The organism is Staphylococcus schleiferi (genome assembly GCF_025558325.1).
GTDB lineage: Bacteria > Bacillota > Bacilli > Staphylococcales > Staphylococcaceae > Staphylococcus > Staphylococcus schleiferi.
In genome coordinates this window covers 1,898,059-1,921,865 of the sequence record NZ_CP094712.1, presented here as the reverse complement: position 1 = coordinate 1,921,865, position 23,807 = coordinate 1,898,059, and the positions used below count along the sequence as shown (strand labels likewise).

The following is a 23,807-nucleotide window of genomic DNA, read 5'->3' as shown; positions in this document are numbered from 1 at the left end:
ACAATCTACACTATCTTCGTCAAAGTAGGCCAACAAAATTAAATTGATTGCATTGTCCTACTCTGTGCTTCAAACGACAAATTGTGAATCTATTTCGCTCTTTTATTAACGCATTAAAGGTTTCTTGCTTTATAGCCAATCATATTGATTAAATCTTTAGGATGACTGAAAGGTGGGGCATACGCAACTTCAAATTCTGTCAATTCATCGACAGTCATACGATGCATCATGGCCATCGTGAGCACATCGATACGCTTATCGACACCCATTTCTCCGACAGCTGCTGCTCTCAAAAGTTGACGTGTCTTTTTATCGAAATAAACGCGAAGATGAATGCGTGCATTACGAGGGTAATAATTTGCGCATGCAGGACTATTCACTTCGACCATTTCATAATCATAATTTTTAAGTTCTCTTGGTGAAAGACCTGTACTTGCTAAAGTATAATCGAAAAATTTAACGATACTTGCACCGAGATACCCTTTAAAAGTAATCGCATCATTACCCGCAACTTGTTCAGCTATAATACTAGCGCCTCTATGTGCACCCCAAGCTAATGGTACATGTGCAGGTTGATCAACATGACGGTAGAAACTTGTAATAATATCCCCAAGCGCGTAAATGTTTGGAATATTTGTTTGGAAACGTTCATTAACTGGAATATAACCTCTCGCATCAAGTTGAACACCTGAATCTTGAATAAATTCAGAGTTCGGTGTCACGCCTACACCTGTAATGATTAAATCATAATCTTCTACTGCACCAGAAGTAAATGTGACTGTTTTTCCTGAAATGTCTTTAATTTCTTCATTCAAACGGTAAGGAATGTTTCGTGCTTCTAACGCATCAAATAGAACTTGATTCATATCTTGATCCATTAATTTATTAACACCTTCGGAACGGTGGATGAGTGTAGGTTGTAAGCCACGCTCATACAAGTTTTCAAGCACTTCTAGACTCACATAACCCGCACCTACAATAAGGACACGCTGAACGTTATTTTGTTCAATGAAAGTATCAATTTTATCTGTATCTTCCATATTACGTAATGTAAAGAGGTGAGGCGCTTCGAAGTTAAGATGACACGCGCGTGCACCTGGACTTAAAACGAGAATATCGTAGTCATCTTCAAAAACTTCACCCGTTAAATGATTTTTAACTTGAATTTTATTAGATGCACTATTAATTTGAATAACTTCATGGTGCACTTTTACCGTTATATCTTTGCTTTCTTTAAATTGCTCTGGATTTGTTGCTAACAATTTAGAACGGGACTCAACAACATTTCCGAGGTAATAAGGTAAACCACAATTCGCGAAGCTCATATCGCGGTCTTTTTCATATACTGTGATGCTACTTTCTCTGTCTAAACGTCGTATTTGGCTCGCACATGTGGCGCCACCAGCGACAGCTCCGACAACAATGATTTTTTTGGACATCTTTTTTTTTCTCCTTTGTGTCTTTTCTATTGAATTCAATTTTTATTCTTTCGAAATATTCAAATTAAAAAATTCATTTAAATATAAACCTATACCATCTTCATTATTAGACAGAGTTGTCTCTTTTGCAACATGTTTTAATTCATCTATTGCATTTCCCATAGCCACACCGTGTTCAGCATACTTTATCATTTCGATATCATTGTCCTCGTCACCAAATGCGATAATCTGGTCGTGATCAATTTGAAGATAATCTTTAACGTAATCAATACCGACAGCTTTACTAATCCCTTTTTTAACAATTTCAATCACTGGGAAAGGGGCGCCCCAACGACGATGTTCGATATTTTCAGCGTAAAAGCGTGTGAGCATTTGTTTAATACGTGGAATCATCATTTCATCTGCTTCAATGAGTAAGCTCGTTGGATCTTCATTTAAGTTTTCTCTTAAATCTCCAACTTTTGTGACAGGGTTTCCCATACTAAAGCCCTCAAAAAGGCGATGATAAGGTTGATCTATAAAGACACAGTCTTTAACTTCAGCAATTAAATTTTGAATTTCCATTTTTTTAAGTGATTCGATGATACTTGTGGCAATTCCTTCATCTAAACGATGATGTTGCGTTTGGAATTGGGGATCATGCGGATGATGTACAAAGGCACCATTAAAATTCACTACAGGTGTATTGAGGCCAAGTTGTTCATAATATAAGCGACTGGCTCTGTACGGTCTACCTGTAGCGATCATAATTGCATGTCCCTGTTGTTGAAGCGTTTTTAGAACACGGAAAGTGTAGGGTGATATTTCTTTTTGGTCATTTAATAATGTCCCATCTAAATCTAAACAAATTAAAAATTGCTTCATTCATAATTCTCCTTAATACCAAGTTTCAATGTATCAATATCATAGCATTTTATTGTCGAAAAGTGGGGATTTTGATATATTGTTACTAGTAATAAGATTAAAGAGGTGATACGGATGGAAGAGGCACTTAAAGATAGCATACTTGGTGCATTAGAAAATGTAATAGATCCTGAATTAGGTATAGATGTCGTTAACTTAGGACTTGTTTATAAAGTAGATTTAGATGATGATGGATTGTGTACTGTTGAGATGACATTAACTTCAATTGGTTGTCCGCTTGGACCGCAAATTGTAGATCAAGTGAAAACAGTATTAGCAGAACTTCCAGAAATTCAAGATACAGAAGTGAATATTGTTTGGAATCCACCATGGAGTAAAGACATGATGTCACGTTACGCAAAAATCGCACTAGGCGTAAGTTAAATGCGTTGTAAGGTGAGCCATCATTATAAAGAGTTCGGGATATAAAGGCATAGGTAACTATGCCTTCTTGGACTTTCTTGTATAGGTGCTAAAGTCTCAACTCAATTTGGTTTAATTGAAGTACAAACTACGATGAAGCCAAATTGAATTTTGGATGCAATACAGAAATCTCATATAATCTTCTTGTTAATTATGACAATCATGTTGTAAACATGAAGATAAAGAGGGCAATTTTATGAGACGATGAAAGCTTTTTAGAAAATCAAAACCGCAAAAATGATAGAGACGCATCGAAGTGAATGTATTTTCAATTAAATATCGTTTATTTCGATATGCATATATTTTAAATCCTAAACGTTTATGATGTGGATAAATCAATTCATCGTTAATTTAGTTCTTGTCGCTATTCATTAAATGATGCCAAAGTGATTATTTTTAACTATATTAGTGAGTTATGACACGCATAAACGAAGTTTTATCATAAAAAGGAAGCGTTCAGACGATTTTCTATTAAAAATCATCTGAGCGCTATTTATTTTGGGATTGATGTGCAAACCTTTTTTATCATATAAATTCTTTTTAGTTTTGAAGGCTAAATTAGAATTGCGCGATTTGAAATAAGAGTATACAATAAATAATCAATACATAGTTTGTACAATATTACATTAATTTGGAAAGAATGATGCGTGTGTGGGATTTTGAACATAGAGGGAAAAGTCATTTAAAATCACGATATATGCCAGGGTTAGACGGATTAAGAGCTGTGGCGGTCATCGCTATTATCATTTACCATCTCAATCCACAATGGTTACCAGGTGGTTTTTTAGGGGTAGATACATTTTTTGTTATCTCAGGTTATTTGATTACGAGTTTATTGCTAACAGAATATTACAATACGGGCAAAATTGATTTAAAATCATTTTGGTTGAGACGGTTTAAGCGACTCATTCCAGCGGTATTTTTTCTGATTATGAGTGTCTTACTGTTGACGCTCATTTTTGAGCCTTCAGAAATCAAACCGATTCGTGCAGATGCGGTTGCTGCGGTTTTTTATGTTTCAAATTGGTGGTATATCATTCAAAACGTAGATTATTTTGAACAATTTGCGGTTGCACCTTTTAAACATTTATGGTCACTCGCAATTGAGGAACAATTTTATCTTGTTTTTCCAGTTGTCCTTTTAGGCTTATTGACTTTCGTACGACGAACAAAATGGATTCGAATCACTTTTTATACATTACTCTTTATATCACTTGTGACAATGGCGGTATTATATGTGCCACAAGAAAATGTCGCACGTGTCTATTTTGGTACGGATACACGTCTACAAACTTTATTAATGGGGGTTATTCTTGCATGGATATGGCCGCCTTTTAAGTTGAGTGCTAAAATCAATCAAACTTTAAAAAGTATAATCGATGCTGTTGGATTAATCGGCTTAGTGATTCTAATCTTATGTTTTAAAAATGTTGAAGAAGCAAGCAATTGGTTATATTATGGTGGCTTTTTTCTTATCTCAGGTGTCACTTTATTCATCATTGCAAGTAGTGTACATCCTTCAGGCTATTTTGCTAAATTATTAGGTAATCGGGTTTTTACATATATTGGAAGTCGCTCATATAGTTTATATCTTTGGCACTATCCAATCATTGTATTTATTCATCACCAATTTGTACAAGGACAAATACCGACGTTTGTCTATTTAATTGAGCTTCTGCTAATGTTTGGTATGGCAGAATTTTCATATCGCTTCATTGAACAACCTTTCAGAAAAATGGGGTTCCATGCTTTTACTTTCAAACAACTTAGAAACTGGCGATCGCAAAAAGTTTTACGGACTTGGCTTGTACTTATTTTACTATTACCTACTGTGCTCGTTTTTGCTGGTGCATTCAATTCACTATCAAACCATAAGGCACAGCATGTCACTGAGGTCAATACTGAAGAATTAGACAAACTTATTGTCAGACCATTACCTCTGCCACAACTTGAAATCAATGGTTTCACTGTTAAAGGAGATCATAGTCAGTATGCTTCATGGAAACCACTACTTATTGGTGATTCAGTTATGGTGGATATTGGAGATTACTTTAAATCTTATGTATCCAATGCGGATATTAATGGTAAGGTTGGACGAAATCTCATTCAAGCGATTCCGTTAGTCAAAGAGAACTACAAGCAATATAAAAACAAAGATGATATTGTCGTTTTAGAGTTAGGAACAAACGGAGACTTTACAGAGGACCAGCTTGATACGTTGTTAGACTTATTTGATAAAGCAGATATTTATGTTGTCAATACAAGAGTCCCGCGTTCTTATGAAGGACATGTCAATGATGTATTGAAAAAGGCAGCTAAAAAACGTGGAAATGTGACATTAGTCGATTGGTATCAAAAATCTGCAAATCATACAGAATATTTTGCGCCAGATGGCATTCATTTAGAGCCACCGGGTGTAAGAGCATTAACGCATAGTATCATTCATGAAATAGAAAAAAATCATCCTACAGATAAAAAATAGTACCAGTAGTAAAAGGATGAAAAAAAGAATGATGTATTACAGTCGCGATGAAAACGACCAGTTATCAGGTGGGTTTTGTCGCGACTTATTTTATAAGTAATAAATCGCAATGTTTTAAATTCAAAATACCAGGCAAATGCATAGATGTACCTTTCAAAGCGCTAGAAATTTAATTTTTTAAAAAGGTCAAAAAAAGTCAAACTAAGCATTGATTTTTCTGATAGCAAGGGGTATAATATAACTAAGGTCAAAGAAAGTCAAAGTCAACATTGACCTATTTTAATAGAGGGGTGAGCCATTTTGGATATTAATCAAATGACACATGCAATTCAAAATGCACTTCAGAAAGCAATTGATTATGCAAAAACCTATCAATTAACCAATATAGAAGTAGAAGCTGTACTTAAAGCAGTTCTCGAAGAACCAGATAGTTTATTTAAAAGTGTATTAGAGCGTGCAAATATTAATATAGAAGAGTTAGAACGCGCTTTAGATAATAAATTGAAAAGTTACCCAACAATGAAAGGCGATCAAGTACAATATGGTCAGTATATTTCGCCACAAACGAATCAACTTTTTACAACTGCAGAAAACTATATGAAAACGTATGATGATCAATTTATATCAATGGAGCACATTTTGCTAGCAGCGATAGATATTGATGAAACGATGAAACGTTTTGTTGAACATAAAAAAGAAGTGATTGTCGAAATCATTAAAAAGATAAGAGGAGGGAATAATGTGACTACACAAAACCCTGAAGTCAACTATGAAGCATTATCAAAATATGGACGTGACTTAGTGGAAGAGGTACGTAAAGGCAACATGGATCCTGTTATTGGACGAGATGAAGAAATTCGTAACACAATCCGTATTTTGAGTCGTAAAACAAAAAATAATCCAGTATTAATCGGAGAACCTGGTGTAGGTAAAACAGCAATCGTTGAAGGCTTAGCACAACGAATTGTAAAAAAAGATGTTCCTGATTCATTGCTTGATAAAACGGTATTCGAGCTCGATTTAAGTGCACTTGTGGCTGGCGCAAAATACCGTGGTGAATTTGAAGAAAGATTAAAAGCAGTATTAAAAGAAGTCAAAGAATCAGACGGACGTATTTTGTTATTTATAGATGAAATTCATATGCTAGTAGGTGCAGGTAAAACTGACGGTGCTATGGATGCAGGTAATATGCTTAAACCGATGTTGGCACGAGGAGAGTTGCACTGTATCGGTGCCACAACTTTGAATGAATATCGAGAATATATTGAGAAAGATTCAGCTTTAGAACGACGTTTTCAAAAAGTGAATGTTGCTGAACCTAATATTGAAGATACGATTTCTATTTTACGTGGTTTAAAAGAACGTTATGAAGTGCATCATGGTGTACGCATTCAAGACCGTGCGCTCGTTGCTGCTGCAGAGCTATCTGATCGTTATATTACGGATCGATTCTTGCCAGACAAAGCCATTGACCTTGTCGACCAAGCTTCAGCAACAATCAGAACTGAAATGGGTTCTAACCCTACTGAATTAGACCAAGCGAACCGTCGTGTGATGCAATTAGAAATTGAAGAAAACGCATTGAAAAAAGAATCAGATGAAGCAAGTCGTATTCGTTTGAAAGAGTTACAAGAAGAACTCGCTGAAGAAAAAGAAAAACAAGCGGCTTTACAAGCGCGTGTTGAAAATGAAAAAGAAAAAATTGCTAAAGTACAAGAAAAACGGGCAGAACTTGATGAAAGTCGTAAAGCTTTAGAAGATGCAGAAAATAATTATGACTTGGAAAAAGCAGCGGTATTACAACACGGTAAAATACCAGAGCTTGAAAAAGAATTGAAAGCACTCGAAGCTTCATTCCAAGAAGAACAAGGCGAAGATTCTGATCGCATTATACGTGAAGTTGTAACTGATGAAGAAATTGGAGAAATTGTAAGTCAATGGACAGGTATTCCAGTTTCAAAACTTGTTGAAACAGAACGCGAAAAATTGTTGCACTTATCTGATATCCTTCATCGTCGTGTGGTAGGACAAGATCAAGCCGTTGACCTTGTATCAGACGCTGTTGTACGTGCAAGAGCGGGGATTAAAGATCCTAACCGTCCAATTGGTTCATTCTTGTTCTTAGGACCTACGGGTGTTGGTAAAACAGAGCTTGCTAAAGCATTGGCTTCATCATTGTTTGATTCAGAAAAACATATGATTCGTATCGATATGAGTGAATATATGGAAAAACATTCTGTCTCAAGATTAATTGGTGCACCTCCGGGATACGTTGGACACGATGAAGGTGGTCAATTAACTGAAGCAGTGAGACGGAACCCTTATTCTGTTATTTTGTTAGATGAGATAGAAAAAGCACATACGGATGTATTTAATGTGTTGCTTCAAATTTTAGATGAAGGTCGACTTACTGATTCTAAAGGTCGTAGTGTAGATTTCAAAAATGCAATCATCATTATGACAAGTAACATTGGTTCACAAATTTTATTAGAAAACGTAAAAGATACAGGTGTTATTACTGAAGAAACAGAAAAAGCAGTCACTAGCAGTTTGAATGCATATTTTAAACCAGAAATTTTAAACAGAATGGACGATATTGTGTTATTCAAACCGCTTTCTATTGATGATATGAAAATGATTGTTGATAAAATCCTCAACAATTTAAACATGCGCTTAATGGATCAACGCATCCAACTCGAAATGAGTGATGAAGCTGAAAAATGGATGGGTGAAGAAGCATACGAACCACAGTTTGGTGCACGTCCATTAAAACGTTTTGTTCAAAGACATGTCGAAACACCTTTAGCAAGAATGATGATTAAAGATCATCTTCCAGAAGGTACAAAAGTGTATGGTTATTTAGAAGACAATGAAATACACTTTAAAGTCGAAAAACCGACGACTGAAGTAGAAGTTTAAAGCTTCATCTAATATAACTGAAATTAACTGAAACGTAAGAGTAGGACTGAAAGCAATTGTATTTTCGTGTCCTACTCTTATTATTTCAATTGTGCACAGATGTATTGTAAAAAATGTTAAAAATTTTATAGAAATATTGAGATTTACTATAAAAGCATATAATATATATGTGTGGATAAGATAATGACTTTTTATTTCTGTTTCGCACATAATACATAGGAAAAAGGTGACAAAATACATGAATAAATGGACAAAGACGACTGCAGCACTTTTAGCTTTAGGTATTGCTTCTTCAAGCGTACCTTATCAAGCATATGCAAGAGGTGGCCAAGCGACTCAAGCACAACAAACGACAGCACAAGCAGAAACTCAAGCGACAAAAGAACTAGCACAACAAAACATGATGAGTGTTTCTTGGTATCAAAATTCTGCTGAAGCTAAAGCGTTATATGCGCAAGGTTATAATACAGCTAAAGAAACATTGAGCAAAAAAATTAAAAATCATAAAGGTGGTAAAAAATTAGCCATCGTTCTTGATATTGATGAAACAGTACTTGATAATTCACCTTACCAAGCTGCGAGTGTTTTAAATGGTAAAACATTCCCAGAAGGTTGGCATGAGTGGGTAAAAAGCGCACAAGCAAAACCAGTATATGGTGCTAAAGACTTCTTGAAATATGCGGACAAGCATGATGTAGAAATATTCTATGTCTCTGACCGTTCACATGAAAAAGATCTTGACGCTACGATTAAAAACTTGAAAAAAGAAAAATTACCACAAGCTGACAAAAAACACGTATTGTTGAAAAAAGAAGGCGAAAAGGGTAAAACAGAGCGCCGTGATAAAGTACGCACTGATTACAACTTAGTGATGCTGTTTGGTGATAACTTGCTTGATTTTGATGAGCCAAAACAACCGACAGCAAAATCACGTGAAGAACTTGTAAGACAACACGAAGACGATTTTGGAAGCAAATACATTATTTTCCCTAACCCAATGTATGGTAGCTGGGAAGCGACATTGTACAACAATGACTACAGTATCAGCGCGAAACAAAAATTAGAAAAACGTAAACAATCACTTAAATATTTCGATCAAAAAACAAACAAAGTTAAAACAATTGATATGAAATAAGTATAGTAAAAGAAATAGCCATTAGAAATCTTGAATAAATGATTTCATGGCTATTTTTATTCGGTTTATATTTAAACAAATTACGATTGTAAGATCCAGCCGTTAAGCGATGGAGACTGAGTAATTCAACATACTTCATAATATTAAAGAGATAAAAACGAAGCCCGAGATGAATTCGTATAGAATACGAAAATCTCGGGCTTTATCGATGATTGAGAACGTGGGTCTCTTGCATAGTAAAGGCAATTTCAATGCCCTACTCAATAAGGCTATCGCTAATGCGAATCGTGGTTCGGTCTACCAGCGACATCCAAGAGTGCAATCACAATAACCATAACTACAGCAAGAAAAATTGGTGTGATAAGGTTAATTGGCCCTCCACCATTAAGACTATTTAAAACAAAATTGACCATTTCTAAAAGTAAAATAGCCCAAATCAATGTGATGAAGTATTTCATTTTATATTGCCTCCATATGATTGATATTTTCATTATAATATTCTTGTAGTGATTTGTATAGCTATCCTAGCATCTCGCTTGTCTTTTTTTATCATATTGTGGTAAATTAATACCTGGTATTAAAAAATTTAAAAGAAGGTGTTCAAACCATGAATGTAGGTATTAAAGGATTTGGCGCTTATGCACCTGATCGAGTAGTTGATAATGCATATTTTGAATCGTACCTAGATACATCTGATGAATGGATTTCTCAAATGACTGGGATTAAAGAACGTAGATGGGCTAATGAAGATCAAGATACTTCTGATTTAGCTTACGAGGCAAGTGTGAGGGCGATTAAAGATGCAGGTATCAATGCGCAAGATATAGACATGGTTATTGTTGCAACATCTACAGGCGATCACCGATTCCCAACAGTAGCAAATATGTTACAACAACGTTTAGGATTAAATAAAGTGGCTTCTATGGATCAATTAGCAGCATGTTCTGGATTCATGTACGGTATTGTGACGGCACGTTCGTTCGTACTTTCTGGAGAATATCAAAATGTACTTGTTGTGGGTGCAGACAAACTCTCTAAAATTACTGATTTAAACGACCGTTCGACAGCTATTTTATTTGGTGACGGTGCTGGAGCAGTTATTATTGGCGAAGTATCCGGAAATCGTGGTATTCTGAGCTATGAATTAGGCTCTGATGGCATTGGAGGAAAATACCTCTATCAAGACCAAGAGACGAATTTTATCCGTATGAATGGGCGTGAAGTTTTTAAATTTGCTGTACGCGTAATGGGAGAATCCTCACAACGCGCAGTTGAAAAAGCACATTTGAATGCGGAAGATATCAATATGTTTATACCACATCAAGCAAACATTCGCATTATGGAATCAGCGCGTCAGCGTTTGGATTTGCCAAAAGAAAAAATGAGTGTCTCAGTTGATAAATACGGGAATACTTCTGCAGCGTCTATTCCGCTCAGTGTGAAGCAGGAATTAGAAAATGGACGTATTAAAGATGATGATATTGTTGTATTTGTTGGATTTGGTGGCGGACTCACTTGGGGTTCGATTGTACTCAGATGGGGTAAATAACAGAGGAGGAAATGAACATGACAAAAAAACATCGTGTTGTAGTTACAGGCCTTGGTGCCTTGTCACCTATTGGAAATGATGTCCCATCAATGTGGGACAGCGCCCTGAAAGGCGTAAATGGTATCGATAAAATCACTAGAATTGATACAGAACCTTATCAAGTGCATATTGGTGGAGAATTAAAAGATTTTAACGTAGAAGATTTTATTCCTAAAAAAGAAGCACGTAAAATGGCACGTTTTACACAATATGCAATTGTAGCGGCGCGTGAAGCATTACAAGATTCTGGTTTAACAATTGATGAAAAGAATGCAGATCGTGTAGGTGTATGGATTGGTTCTGGTATTGGTGGTATGGAAACTTTTGAACAAGCCTACGATCAATTAAAAGCACGTGGTCCACGTCGTGTGAGTCCATTTTTTGTACCGATGTTAATTCCGGATATGGCTTCTGGTCAAGTTTCAATAGATACAGGCGCAAAAGGACCAAATGGTGCCACTGTTACAGCCTGTGCGACAGCAACAAACTCTATCGGTGAAGCTTTTAAATTTATCGAGCGCGGTGACGCTGATGCAATGATTGCTGGTGGAACAGAAGCACCAATCACACATATGGCTATTGCTGGATTTAGTGCGAGTCGAGCGTTAACAACGAATGATGATATTGAAACAGCTTGTCGACCTTTCCAAGAAGGCCGCGATGGCTTTGTAATGGGTGAAGGTGCAGGGATTTTAATACTTGAATCACTTGAGTCAGCACAAGCGCGTGGTGCTCGAATCTATGCTGAGCTTGTTGGTTACGGTGCTACTGGAGATGCATATCATATTACTGCACCGGGGCCAGAAGGTGAAGGCGGTTCTCGTGCAATGGAAGCAGCGATTCAAGATGCAGGCATTCAACCTCAAGATATTCAATACTTGAATGCACACGGGACAAGTACCCCTGTTGGTGACTTATCTGAAATCCAAGCTGTTAAAAACACATTTGGTGACGCTGCAAAATCACTGAAAATCAGTTCGACGAAATCAATGACAGGTCATCTTTTAGGTGCAACAGGCGGTATTGAAGCGATTTTCTCAATTTTATCAATTCGTGATGGTAAAATTGCGCCGACAATTCACGCTGTATCACCGGATGCTGAAATTGATTTAGATATTACGCCAAATGAAGCTGTAGATCATGAAATTGAATACGCGATGAGTAATAGCCTTGGCTTTGGCGGTCATAACGCAGTACTCATTTTCAAAAAATATAGCGAATAAAATAGCGAATTTAAATTAAAAATGCGTTCACTCTCAAAATCATTGATGGGTGAACGCATTTTTTGATTTCTCTCTTATTGGTGCCGTCCAATTTATGAATATAATAAGCAATAAGCAACGTAAAATGATAGCGAATAGTTATTCAAAGATGTTTTTTCTACAAATACAGTGTTCATATATATAATAGAAGAAACACGTCAAAGAGATATACTTACATATGGTATATTGTTAACAATAATAAAATATAAGAATTAAGAAAAATAACATCTTTATACGACTATATATAAGAGTTGAACAAGTTATAGATATTTTTAAAATGATTGGATACGTTTATTTAAAAGGTTGAAAACGTTTCAAATAAACGTATTTTTAAAATTTTAATCATTAATCAAAAGTAAACCGTTTTAAAGTAAAAGCATAAAGTTGTTCCGGGAGATAAAACTGACTGCAGAATAAATGATCAATTTGAACTGAAATTTCCATTGTAAAATAATTGAATTATCTGAAATTATCGTATTTCCTAGGAAAACACTCGCCTTAAATTTATTCATTTTTTATTATGCGAGATATGCGAGTATAATAGCGATGACAAAGTAAACGACATGAATAAGAAGCGCAGGCATAATCCAAGGTGATACAAAGTATTCCGACTTTTTAGCATGCTTTGGATTAAAAAAAGCATCATCTTCAAAGCGTGAGCGATTCTTTTTACGCATCATTTGATAACGGAACTTTCTAAATCCATAACTTGTGACATCGAGTATGCCTTCTTGAATAATTAAAAAAGTGAATAGTAATATCGCGACCATGATTGTTATGGTGAAGAAGATATTGATGAAGTGTGTCCATGTATGGGTGGATAAAAGCCATATGACCAAACTTGCGATTGGTGTAAATAAGATATAAATTAAAGCATTTTTGTTTATACGTCTCATAGTTTCATTCCTCATTTAGTATTTACTCAAATTATTGTAACTTATATCCTCTCAATATACACCTATATATCTATTTTAAAAGTGTGAATTTCTTTAAATAAAACAGTGAAATATCGAGCATAGCCTATAAATTTTTATTGCGTTAAATCAAAATGTTATTGATTAAATTTTGCGAAAAGTCTATAATGACATTAATATTTCTGAAAATTTAGAAGGGAATGTTAATTTAGATTAGGGGGTATTACGCTTATGCTTAGATATACATTAAAACGTTTATTGTATATGGTCATTTCATTGTTTATCATTATTACCATTACATTTTTCTTAATGAAATTAATGCCTGGTTCTCCATTTAATGATGAAAAATTAAGTGACGAGCAAAAAACAATATTGAACGAAAAATATGGACTTAATGAGCCATTACCAGTTCAATATGCGAACTATATGAAAAATGTTGTCAAAGGAGATTTTGGTAACTCTTTCCAATACGATAATCAGCCTGTTTGGGATTTAATCAAACCAAGATTAGTGCCCTCATTGCAAATGGGGCTTTTTGCAATGGTAATAGGTGTCATCGCAGGTGTCATCCTAGGGGTTGTAGCGGCCACCCGGCAAAATACGTGGGTTGACTATTTAGCAACCTTTATTTCGGTTATTGCGATATCTGTGCCATCTTTCGTATTGGCAGTCTTACTACAATATATCTTTGCCGTACGTTTACAATGGTTTCCTGTTGCGGGGTGGGAAGGTATTTCCACAGCTATATTACCGTCGTTGGCTTTATCAGCTGTTGTTTTAGCAACAGTCGCACGTTATATTCGAGCAGAAATGATAGAAGTGTTGAGTTCAGACTACATATTACTTGCCCGAGCAAAAGGGAACTCAACTTCAAGAGTATTATTTGGTCATGCATTAAGAAATGCATTGATTCCAGTTATTACTATTCTTGTACCGATGCTAGCGGGTATTCTCACAGGAACATTAACAATTGAAAATATTTTTGGTGTACCTGGATTAGGGGACCAATTCGTTCGATCAATTACGACAAATGACTTTTCTGTCATTATGGCGATTACATTATTATTTAGTACATTATTCATCGTCTCTATTTTCATTGTCGATGTTTTATATGGCTTAATTGATCCACGAATTCGTTTGCAAGGAGGTAAGAAATGATGTCAAATGAAGAACGCAATTTACCAAAAGACGATTATTCAGGTGCAACGGTTGCTCAAACTTCAGGGATTATGAATGAAGATTTCGTTCGCACTGGCGCGCCAGACGGAAGTGAGCAAGAGTTTCAAAGAGAAGGTCGCACATTTTGGCAAGACGCTTGGTCGCAACTGACTCGAAATAAATTGGCTGTAGTCGGTATGATTGGGCTAGTCATTATTATTTTATTTGCATTAATAGGTCCATTATTGAATAGCCACGATTTTGCTGAACAAGATGTTCAACGACGTAACTTACCACCTAAAATTGCTGTATTAGATAAAGTGCCGTTTTTACCATTCACTGGTGAAGGTGTCGATGGTAACGCATATGATAAAGCACATGTTAAAGAAAATTTTTGGTTCGGTACAGATCAATTAGGACGTGACTTATGGTCTCGTACTTGGCAAGGGGCTCAAGTTTCATTATTTATTGGTTTTGTAGCTGCCTTTTTAGATATTTTTATTGGTGTCATATACGGGGCGATTTCTGGTTATTTTGGAGGCCGCGTCGATGATATTATGCAACGGTTTATTGAAATTATTTCATCTATTCCAACATTAATCGTTGTTATTTTATTCGTATTAATCTTTGAACCATCTATTTGGACGATTATTTTAGCGATGACCATTACCGGATGGATAGGCATGAGCCGTGTTGTACGTGGCGAATTCTTAAAATTGAAAAATCAAGAGTTTGTATTGGCTTCTCGTACACTTGGAACATCCGATTTCAGATTAATTTTTAAACATATTTTGCCTAACACGTTAGGTGCGATCATTGTAACATCAATGTTTACAGTGCCTAATGCGATATTCTTCGAAGCGTTTTTAAGCTTTATCGGTATCGGGGTCCCTGCACCTAGAACTTCACTCGGTTCACTTGTAAATGAGGGGCGTGCAATGTTACTTATTCACCCGCATGAATTATTTATTCCGGCAATCATTTTAAGTTTATTAATCTTATTCTTCTATCTCTTTAGTGATGGATTACGTGATGCATTTGACCCTAAAATGCGTAAATAAAGGAGGAATTTACAATGTCTGAACGTGTATTAGAAATTAATGACTTGCATGTTTCCTTCGATATTGAAGCAGGGGAAGTGCAAGCGGTAAGAGGCGTTGACTTTTATTTAAATAAAGGAGAAACGCTTGCTATTGTAGGTGAATCAGGTTCAGGGAAATCTGTTTCTACTAAAGCTATTACAAAATTGTTCCAAGGGAAATCTGGAAGAATTAAAAATGGAAGTATTATTTTTAATGGTGAAGACCTCACACAAAAATCAGAAAAAGAGTTAATGAAATTACGCGGTAAAGAGATTTCAATGATTTTCCAAGATCCTATGACATCTCTTAATCCAACTATGAAAATTGGTAAGCAAGTCATGGAGCCTATTATTAAACATATTGGTTTAAGTAAATCAGAAGCGAAAAAACGTGCCATCGAATTATTAAAGTTAGTGGGTTTAAAGCGTGTGGAAGAACGCTTCAATGCATATCCACATCAATTTTCAGGTGGTCAACGACAACGTATCGTTATTGCATTGGCGCTTGCTTGTGAACCTAAAGTGTTAATCGCGGATGAACCTACTACCGCATTAGATGTGACGATGCAGGCTCAAATTTTAGATTTGATGAAAGAATTACAACAAAAAATTGATACGTCTATCATTTTCATTACACATGATTTAGGGGTTGTTGCTAATGTTGCAGATCGTGTGGCTGTGATGTATGGCGGTCAAATGATTGAAACAGGGAATGTGGATGAAATATTCTATGACCCTAAGCACCCTTATACATGGGGATTACTTTCATCAATGCCAGATTTAGAAACAGGGAACGACACAGAATTATTAGCAATTCCTGGTTCACCACCGGATCTAATTCACCCACCAAAAGGCGATGCATTTGCACCACGAAGTGAATATGCTTTAGCGATTGACTTTAAAGAAGCGCCTCCATGGTTTAGAGTTTCGCCGACGCATTATGTTCGTTCTTGGTTGTTAGATGAACGTGCACCTCACGTTGACCCGCCAGAAATGGTAAAACGTAAGCAACGTCCAATGCCGAACAATTTTGATAAACCAGAACGTGTAGAAAGGGTGTCGTTTTAATGGCTGAAAAAGAGGTATTATTAGAAGTTAAAAACTTAAAACAGTATTTCAACCATGGCAAGCGTAATGAAGTACGTGCTGTTGAAGATATTTCTTTCAAAGTATTTAAAGGTGAAACATTTGGCCTTGTGGGAGAGTCAGGCTCTGGTAAGTCAACGACAGGTAAAGCAATAATTAAATTAAATGATGTAACTGATGGCCAGGTGCTATACGAAGGAATCAATATTCAAGATATTAAAAAGCATAAAGACTTACTTAAATTTAATAAGAAAATACAGATGATTTTCCAAGACCCTTATGCTTCACTCAATCCAAGACTTAAAGTTATGGATATCGTCGCTGAAGGGATAGATATTCATGGTTTAGCATCAGATCGGAAAGATCGCAAAAAGCGTGTTTATGATTTGTTAGAAACAGTAGGCCTGCGAAAAAGCCATGCGAATCGTTATCCACATGAGTTTTCAGGTGGTCAACGACAACGTATTGGGATTGCGCGTGCGCTTGCAGTGGAACCAGAATTTATCATTGCGGATGAACCGATTTCAGCATTAGACGTATCGATTCAAGCACAAGTTGTTAACTTAATGCAAAAATTACAACGTGAACGTAACATCACATTTCTCTTCATTGCCCATGATTTGTCGATGGTAAAATATATTTCAGATCGTATTGCTGTAATGCACTTAGGGCGCATTGTTGAGTTGGGGACTGCAGACGAGATTTATAGTCACCCTATCCATCCATATACAAAATCACTACTATCGGCTGTTCCACAACCTGACCCAGATAGTGAACGTACAAGAAAACGTGTTGAGTATAAAGAAGATGCTTCTAAAAATGATCAACGTACGTTAAAAGAATTCACAGAAGGTCATTTTGTTTTTGCGACAGACGAAGAATTTGAAAAATACCGTGAAGCGCACGGCTTATAAATGTGGGAAGGTGGAATGACAATTGAATATTAAAAGCACATTAAAAATAATAATGACTGCTATTGTAGCAGTACTTGTTTTGTCTGCCTGTGGCAATGCTGGAAGTGTCTATGATGATGAAGGGCAAGTATTTCGAAAAGTCATACCACAGGATATGACATCATTGGATACCGCTAAAGTTACAGATAGTGTGAGTTTTGATAAATTCAATCAAGTTTATGAAGGGCTTTACACTTTAAATGGTAAAGATGAAGCGGTACCTGGTGTTGCAAAAGGAGAACCTAAAATTACAAATGGTGGTAAGACTTGGACAATTAAGTTAAGAGAAAATGCGAAATGGTCCAATGGTGATCCGGTAACGGCACATGATTTCGTCTTTGCATGGCGTCGTGTTCTAGATCCAAATACAGCTTCTGAATATGCTTATATTATGTATGATTTGAAAAATGCTGAAGAAATTAACATGAGCAAAAAGAAACCGAAAGAATTAGGTGTGAAAGCTTTAGACGATCATACATTACAATTTGAATTAACTAAACCAATTCCTTATTACAAGGAAATGTTAGCTTTTGGTACATTTATGCCACAAAACGAAAAAATCGTTAAAAAGTATGGTGATCGATACGGTACGAAAGCAGATAAGGCAGTCTACAACGGTCCATTTAAAGTAAAAGAATGGGCAGTTGAAGATAAAATCTTATTAGTTAAAAATAACGACTATTGGGATAAAGATGCTGTTAAACTTGATAAGGTGAATTATAAAATTTTGAAAGATGGACAAGCCGGTGCATCTTTATACGATACAGGTTCGGTAGATGATACAGGCATCTCATCTGAACAAGTAGATAAATATAAAGATTCTCCTGCATTGAAAAAACGTTTACTCGCTTCAACATTCTACTTGAAGTTGAATCAAGATAAAGTACCTGCTTTTAAAAATAAAGATATGCGGATTGCATTTTCACAAGCCATTGATAAAAAGGCTTACGTAGATTCAGTTTTAAACAACGGTTCTGCACCAAGTGATGCGTTTACAGCTAAAGCAACTGCTAAAACACCGGATGGCAAAGATTTTGCTGATCAAATTAAGTCACCATTAAGTTACAATCCTAAAAAAGCACGAGAGCATTATGACAAAGCGAAAAAAGCATTAGGTCAAAGTGAATTTACATTTAAATTAAATACAGAAGACACACCTGCATCTAAAATATCAGCTGAATTTATTAAAGCACAAATTGAAAAGAACTTGCCAGGTGTGACTATAAAAATTCAACAGTTACCGTTTAAACAACGTGTTGCTCGCGAACAAAGTCAGAACTATGAGATTTCATTATCTGGTTGGGGACCTGATTATCCGGATGCACTCACATTCTTAAATATTATGACAACGGGTAATGCATCGAACAAAACAGGATGGAGCAACAAAACGTATGATAAATTGGTGAAAGATGCAAACGGCGTATTATTGAAAGATGAAGAAAAACGTAATGAATCGTTAGTGAAAGCTGAAGAATTATTATTAAACGATGCGCCAATCGCACCAATATATCAAAAAGGGGAAGCACACTTAACAAACCCTCAAGTTAAAAACCTTGAATATCATAATATCGGTGGAGATACTACATTGAAATATGTATACATCGACAAAGATATTGATAGAAAAACAGGTAAGAAAAAAGAGAAATAGCATAGAAAAAGACGTCTGACAGACTGTGAATTCAGTGTTTGTCAGGCGTCTTTTGCGTTAAGAATAATGCTAATTGTTTCACTTCTTATTTGCGTTTACGTCCTAGTCCCATTGCTTTTTCCATTTTTTTCAATGTTTTAGAAGAAACACGATGCGCTTTGTCGCGTCCTTCGTCTAATATTTGATCTAAGCGGTCTGATTCTAAGAAATGGTGATATTTTTCTTGGAAGTCGATTAAAAAGTTTTCGACCACTTCTGCCAAATCGCCTTTAAATGTCCCATAGCCTTCATTGGCATAGCGTTTTTCTAGGTTAGAAATAGATTCTCCAGTCAAACTAGAATAGATGGTTAATAAATTAGAAATACCTGGCTTTTGTTCTGGATCAAACTGAATAATACCATCAGAATCTGTAACGGCACTTTTGATTTTTTTAGCTGCGACTTTAGGTTCATCGAGTAACGAAATAAAGTTTTTCTGATTGTCATCACTTTTACTCATTTTTTTCGTTGGATCTTGAAGACTCATAACACGTCCACCTATTTTTGGCATTTGGACTTCTGGTTTAGTTAAAATATCGTTGTAACGATAGTTAAAACGATCGACAAGATTACGTGTTAACTCCATATGTTGTTTTTGATCATCACCCACGGGAACGATATCAGTGTTGTATAGCACAATATCTGCAGCCATAAGAGGTGGATAAGTTAAGAGTCCTGCAGGAATACCTTCCGTTTGTTTTTGTGATTTGTCTTTAAATTGAGTCATACGCTCCAATTCACCAATTGAAGAAATGGTTGTTAACATCCAGCCAGCTTGTACATGTGCAGGCACTTCTGATTGGATAAATAAAGTGATTTTATCTGGATTGAGACCGGAAGCAAGATAAATGGCAGCAAGTTGACGTGTTTGCTTTCTTAATTTCAACCGATCTTGAGGAACTGTAATCGCGTGTTGATCGACAATACAAAAGTAACATTCATAATCGTCTTGTATATCGACAAATTGTTTAAGCGCCCCGATGTAATTACCGATTGTCGGAATACCACTCGGTTGAATTCCCGAAAATAATGTTTTCATAATGACTAGCCTACTTTCTTTCTTGGTTATTCAATACTATTGTAACAGTATTTTCTTTGTTTGTAAGTTATGTTAATATTAAGGAAGTAACCAAATTGAAAAAAATCATACTAAAGTCTGATTATTGCAATCATTTGATTATTTTACAGATTTCTCATTTAATTTTAATGTTTCAGGTGTATAATATAAACATAAGCGTTAGAAGCAAAGATAAATTAAGATTAGAATTGTTTATATATGATTAAGCAGTTGATCTTGAAGCGTTAAATTACAATGAATGACATTCATTAAATTAGGAGAGTGAGATGTATGGTAACATTATTTACTTCACCAAGTTGCACATCTTGCCGTAAAGCGAAAGCATGGTTACAAGAACATGACATTCCGTATACGGAGCGTAATATTTTTTCTGAACATTTAACTTTAGATGAAATTAAACAAATCTTGAAAATGACTGAAGATGGAACGGACGAAATTATTTCTACACGTTCTAAAACTTACCAAAAATTAAATGTGGACATTGATGCATTGCCACTTCAAGATTTATACACAATTATTCAAGACAACCCTGGTATTTTACGTCGTCCAATTATTTTAGACGATAAACGATTACAAGTAGGTTATAACGAAGACGAAATTCGTCGTTTCTTACCACGTAAAGTACGTACGTTCCAATTGCAAGAAGCACAACGTATGGTTGATTAAATATAAGCGTTTTGAATCACTATTGTGAGACGAGCGTTAGCATATTAAAAGGACTGGAAAATCACTTCCAGTCCTTTTAATTATGATGACAGAGAAGTGCCAAATGATAGAGCTAATCATAAACCATCATACATTTCTCCATTTTCAATGTGTGTGCCTAACGGGTGTCATGTAAGGGAGATATGTTATACTGAAAGTGTTAAGGTACACAATTTTATTTGATACAGTCAAATAGATTGTGTTTTTATTGGTTGTCTAATACAATAGGGTTACTATTCATCGACTGTAAGGAGTGAGATGATATGAGAATAGAACGTATAGACGATATGACTGTAAAACTTTTTATCACATATACAGATATTGAGGCGCGTGGATTTAAGCGTGAAGATCTTTGGACTAACCGTAAACGAGGCGAAGAATTTTTCTGGTCCGTTATGGAAGAAATCAATGAAGAAGAAGATTTTGTCGTTGAAGGACCGTTATGGATACAAGTACATGCCTTTGAAAAAGGTGTCGAAGTAACGATTTCAAAATCTAAAAATGATGATTTGATGCAAATGTCTGAAGAAGATAGTACCTTTGATGAATTCGATAGCCAATTGAATGAATTATTATCACAGTCGTTGAAAGATGAACAAACATCAGATAGTCAAAATGAAAGAGAACGTACGCATAAGACTAAAGCACCGACACCACGTACTGCGATTTTTAAATTTGAAAATTTAGAGAATGTCATTGAATATGCACATCGTAACGATCAACAATTGACTGATTTTGAAGATTTACTTTATATGATAGATCAAACGTATTATTATGCAGTTCATTTTGATGAATCTGTTCAAGAAGAAGACATTCATGATTTCTATGGTCAAATATTAGAATTTGCAATGCCAAGTGATCGAACAGCGTACTATCTAAATGATTATGGCAAAATTATAATGAGTCATAATGTAACAGAACAAGTGAAACGTTATTTTCCTTTAAGTGATTAATTAATGACAAAAAAATAATTATGCCTATAAAACGAGTTCTCGCGGATTTTTTCGAGAACTCGTTTTTAAATACTAAAAAGATAGTAGATATTAAGAGTGAGCAATGATTGTGTCAAACTTCATCCGTTAAACTCATCCTTTATAGAGAAGTCCGATGTGAAATTTTAACAGACTCTCTCGTTGTTTTTTTTAAGTTATTCTTTGTTTAAATTTGGTAGAATTCTTTATTTTTTTTACCTATTTCATCTCTGACTCGTTGAAAAACTGACCACTCTTTACCTGCAGGATCATCAAAATACCAATGCTCTTTTTTGACATTTGGTGGTAAGGTAGGGCAGTTATCATCTGCATGACTGCACAGCGTTACGACTAAATCAGCTTGAATTATGATATCTTTATCAATTAAATCTGATGTATGGTTTGATAAATCGATATTTACTTCTTTCATGGCTTCTATCGCTTTAGGGTTGAGTCCATGACTCTCAATAACAGCAGAAAAAACATTCCATTTTTCTCCTAATATTTTCTTCGCCCATCCCTCAGCCATTTAACTACGGCATGAGTTACCAGTACATAAAAAATAAATGGTTTCTTTATTCATATTTAAAACCTCTTTTCTTAAAAAAATACGAGTGTGAAGTATAAACCAAGCAATGTAACAAACAATACAGGAACCGTAATGACAACGCCAATTTTAAAATAAGTGCCCCAAGAAATTTTAATCCCTTTTTGAGTGAGGACATGCAACCATAATAAAGTCGCTAATGAACCAATTGGCGTAATTTTAGGCCCTAAATCTGAGCCGATAACATTCGCATAAATCATGCCTTCCTTTATAAGACCCGTTACTTCAGATTGTCCTATAGCAATTGCATCTATTAAAACCGTCGGCAAATTGTTCATGATTGAGGATAAAAATGCAGCTATAAAGCCCATACCTATGACACTACTGAATAAGCCATAATTTGAAATATAAGATAACGCGTGAGCTAAGAGGGCTGTAATCCCGGCATTTTTTAAACCGAATACGACCAGGTACATCCCTATTGAGAACAGTACAATATTCCAAGGCGCGCCTAGAACGATTTGCTTAGTATGAACAGCTTCAGATTGATGTGCGCAACCCAGAAATATGAGTGCGATAATCCCGATGATGATGGATACTGGAATATGGATAAGGCCACCTAAGAGATAGCCAGCTAACAATGCGACTAAGATGAACCATGACAGTATGAACAATTTTGGATCTTTAACGGCATCTTTGGGCGCTTTTAAATGAGAGATATTAAAAGTTTGAGGTATAGACTTTCTAAAATAAAGCCATAGGACAGAAATGCTTGCAATTAATGCGAAAAGATTAGGGATGAACATTCGACCTAAATATTGTAAGAAATCTATGCCAAAGTAATCAGCAGAAATAATATTCACTAAATTGCTGACAATTAAAGGCAAAGATGTCGTATCTGCGACAAAGCCACAGGCGATAATAAATGGAAAGATCGTGTTGGGTTTAAAACCTAAATGTTTAACCATCGCTAATACAATGGGGGTCAAAATTAAGGCTGCACCATCATTTGCAAAGAAAGCAGCGACAACAGCACCTAATAACATGATGAACACAAACATTTTTAAACCATTGCCGTTTGAAGCCTTTACCATATGAATGGCTGCCCATTCGAAAAAGCCAATCTCATCTAAAATGAGTGAAATGATCATAATCGCGATAAAAGCTAAAGTCGCATTCCAAACGATATGCGTCACTTCTCCTACATCTGCCCATTGAACAACGCCTGTAAGTAGCGCAATACCCGCACCTATTAAAGCAGTTATACCAATGTCTAACCCTTTAGGCTGCCATATGACAAAAACTAAAGTTAAAATGAAAATCGCAATTGCTAAAAATGTAAGCATGTTTATCCACCTGACTTAAAATTTTAAACCACAGTATGAATTCAATTACCTTTTTGAACGTATTTAAAACTTAGGTCGTATACTTGTTTATAAGATAAGCTTAATATATTAAGTCAAACTTGTATGACTT

20 protein-coding genes are annotated in these 23,807 nt (G+C 35.5%); 13 read left to right on the top strand and 7 right to left on the bottom strand.

Going from position 1 to position 23,807, the window contains the following annotated elements; translation table 11 throughout:
* Window positions 1–113 precede the first annotated feature (113 nt).
* Entirely contained in the window at window positions 114–1,439 is a 1,326-nt protein-coding gene (locus tag MUA40_RS08960) for a CoA-disulfide reductase (RefSeq protein WP_016424633.1), read from the bottom strand.
* A gap of 42 nt (window positions 1,440–1,481) precedes the next feature.
* Window positions 1,482–2,303 carry a Cof-type HAD-IIB family hydrolase gene (locus tag MUA40_RS08955; RefSeq protein ID WP_262569435.1) on the bottom strand — a complete coding sequence of 274 codons (822 nt, stop codon included), beginning with the start codon at window positions 2,301–2,303 and terminating at the stop codon, window positions 1,482–1,484.
* 114 nt (window positions 2,304–2,417) lie between these two features.
* Here MUA40_RS08955 and MUA40_RS08950 point away from each other — a divergent pair, with 114 nt between their 5' ends.
* The 4 genes from MUA40_RS08950 (at window position 2,418) to MUA40_RS08935 (ending at window position 9,301) form a co-directional block, all read left to right on the top strand.
* Window positions 2,418–2,726, top strand: a complete 309-nt coding sequence (locus tag MUA40_RS08950) for a metal-sulfur cluster assembly factor (protein ID WP_016424635.1) — start codon at window positions 2,418–2,420, stop codon at window positions 2,724–2,726.
* Window positions 2,727–3,405: 679 nt separating this feature from the next.
* The gene (locus MUA40_RS08945) at window positions 3,406–5,247 is read left to right on the top strand and encodes an acyltransferase family protein (protein ID WP_051116759.1); all 1,842 of its coding nucleotides are present in this window, start codon (window positions 3,406–3,408) and stop codon (window positions 5,245–5,247) included.
* 300 nt (window positions 5,248–5,547) lie between these two features.
* Window positions 5,548–8,166: an ATP-dependent chaperone ClpB gene (gene clpB / locus MUA40_RS08940; RefSeq protein WP_262569432.1), complete on the top strand. Its 2,619-nt coding sequence runs from the start codon at window positions 5,548–5,550 to the stop codon at window positions 8,164–8,166.
* A 238-nt stretch (window positions 8,167–8,404) separates the two neighbouring features.
* Window positions 8,405–9,301 carry a 5'-nucleotidase, lipoprotein e(P4) family gene (locus MUA40_RS08935; protein ID WP_262569431.1) on the top strand — a complete coding sequence of 299 codons (897 nt, stop codon included), beginning with the start codon at window positions 8,405–8,407 and terminating at the stop codon, window positions 9,299–9,301.
* A 275-nt stretch (window positions 9,302–9,576) separates the two neighbouring features.
* On the opposite strand, the gene MUA40_RS08930 is transcribed toward MUA40_RS08935, so the two are convergent.
* Window positions 9,577–9,759, bottom strand: coding sequence for a DUF2929 family protein (locus MUA40_RS08930; protein WP_016424639.1), 183 nt, complete (start codon window positions 9,757–9,759; stop codon window positions 9,577–9,579).
* A gap of 149 nt (window positions 9,760–9,908) precedes the next feature.
* On the opposite strand from MUA40_RS08930, the gene MUA40_RS08925 reads away from it, so the two are divergent.
* Both MUA40_RS08925 and fabF read left to right on the top strand, forming a co-directional pair.
* A complete protein-coding gene (locus MUA40_RS08925) occupies window positions 9,909–10,850 on the top strand; it encodes a beta-ketoacyl-ACP synthase III (RefSeq protein WP_016424640.1) in 942 nt (313 codons plus the stop codon).
* Between the two features lie 17 nt (window positions 10,851–10,867).
* A complete protein-coding gene (gene fabF / locus MUA40_RS08920; RefSeq protein WP_016424641.1) occupies window positions 10,868–12,112 on the top strand; it encodes a beta-ketoacyl-ACP synthase II in 1,245 nt (414 codons plus the stop codon).
* 557 nt (window positions 12,113–12,669) lie between these two features.
* Here the strand turns inward: fabF and MUA40_RS08915 are convergent.
* A complete protein-coding gene (locus MUA40_RS08915; protein WP_016424642.1) occupies window positions 12,670–13,047 on the bottom strand; it encodes a DUF3899 domain-containing protein in 378 nt (125 codons plus the stop codon).
* Between the two features lie 249 nt (window positions 13,048–13,296).
* Here MUA40_RS08915 and opp3b point away from each other — a divergent pair, with 249 nt between their 5' ends.
* Genes opp3b through MUA40_RS08890 form a run of 5 tightly spaced genes read left to right on the top strand, consistent with a single transcriptional unit; the run spans window position 13,297 to window position 18,991 of the window.
* Window positions 13,297–14,223 (top strand): oligopeptide ABC transporter permease, encoded by a 927-nt coding sequence (gene opp3b / locus MUA40_RS08910; RefSeq protein ID WP_016424643.1) that lies wholly within the window; start codon window positions 13,297–13,299, stop codon window positions 14,221–14,223.
* Window positions 14,223–15,284: an oligopeptide ABC transporter permease gene (opp3C, locus tag MUA40_RS08905; protein ID WP_037559206.1), complete on the top strand. Its 1,062-nt coding sequence runs from the start codon at window positions 14,223–14,225 to the stop codon at window positions 15,282–15,284. Before opp3b ends, opp3C begins: the two co-directional genes overlap by 1 nt.
* Before the next feature lie 14 nt (window positions 15,285–15,298).
* Complete coding sequence (locus MUA40_RS08900; RefSeq protein WP_167732584.1) at window positions 15,299–16,372, top strand: ABC transporter ATP-binding protein; 1,074 nt, start codon at window positions 15,299–15,301, stop codon at window positions 16,370–16,372.
* On the top strand, window positions 16,372–17,304 hold the full coding sequence (locus tag MUA40_RS08895) for an ABC transporter ATP-binding protein (protein WP_016424646.1): 933 nt from the start codon (window positions 16,372–16,374) through the stop codon (window positions 17,302–17,304). Before MUA40_RS08900 ends, MUA40_RS08895 begins: the two co-directional genes overlap by 1 nt.
* Window positions 17,305–17,356: 52 nt before the next feature.
* A complete protein-coding gene (locus tag MUA40_RS08890; RefSeq protein WP_037559208.1) occupies window positions 17,357–18,991 on the top strand; it encodes a peptide ABC transporter substrate-binding protein in 1,635 nt (544 codons plus the stop codon).
* 85 nt (window positions 18,992–19,076) lie between these two features.
* On the opposite strand, the gene trpS is transcribed toward MUA40_RS08890, so the two are convergent.
* Window positions 19,077–20,069: a tryptophan--tRNA ligase gene (trpS, locus tag MUA40_RS08885; RefSeq protein ID WP_016424648.1), complete on the bottom strand. Its 993-nt coding sequence runs from the start codon at window positions 20,067–20,069 to the stop codon at window positions 19,077–19,079.
* Between the two features lie 309 nt (window positions 20,070–20,378).
* On the opposite strand from trpS, the gene spxA reads away from it, so the two are divergent.
* Window positions 20,379–20,774, top strand: coding sequence for a transcriptional regulator SpxA (spxA, locus tag MUA40_RS08880; protein WP_016424649.1), 396 nt, complete (start codon window positions 20,379–20,381; stop codon window positions 20,772–20,774).
* Between the two features lie 302 nt (window positions 20,775–21,076).
* Entirely contained in the window at window positions 21,077–21,766 is a 690-nt protein-coding gene (mecA, locus tag MUA40_RS08875; protein WP_016424650.1) for an adaptor protein MecA, read from the top strand.
* A 205-nt stretch (window positions 21,767–21,971) separates the two neighbouring features.
* On the opposite strand, the gene MUA40_RS08870 is transcribed toward mecA, so the two are convergent.
* A complete protein-coding gene (locus MUA40_RS08870; protein ID WP_016424651.1) occupies window positions 21,972–22,313 on the bottom strand; it encodes an arsenate reductase/protein-tyrosine-phosphatase family protein in 342 nt (113 codons plus the stop codon).
* Between the two features lie 71 nt (window positions 22,314–22,384).
* On the bottom strand, window positions 22,385–23,677 hold the full coding sequence (gene arsB, locus MUA40_RS08865; RefSeq protein WP_126496199.1) for an arsenite efflux transporter membrane subunit ArsB: 1,293 nt from the start codon (window positions 23,675–23,677) through the stop codon (window positions 22,385–22,387).
* Window positions 23,678–23,807 lie beyond the last annotated feature (130 nt).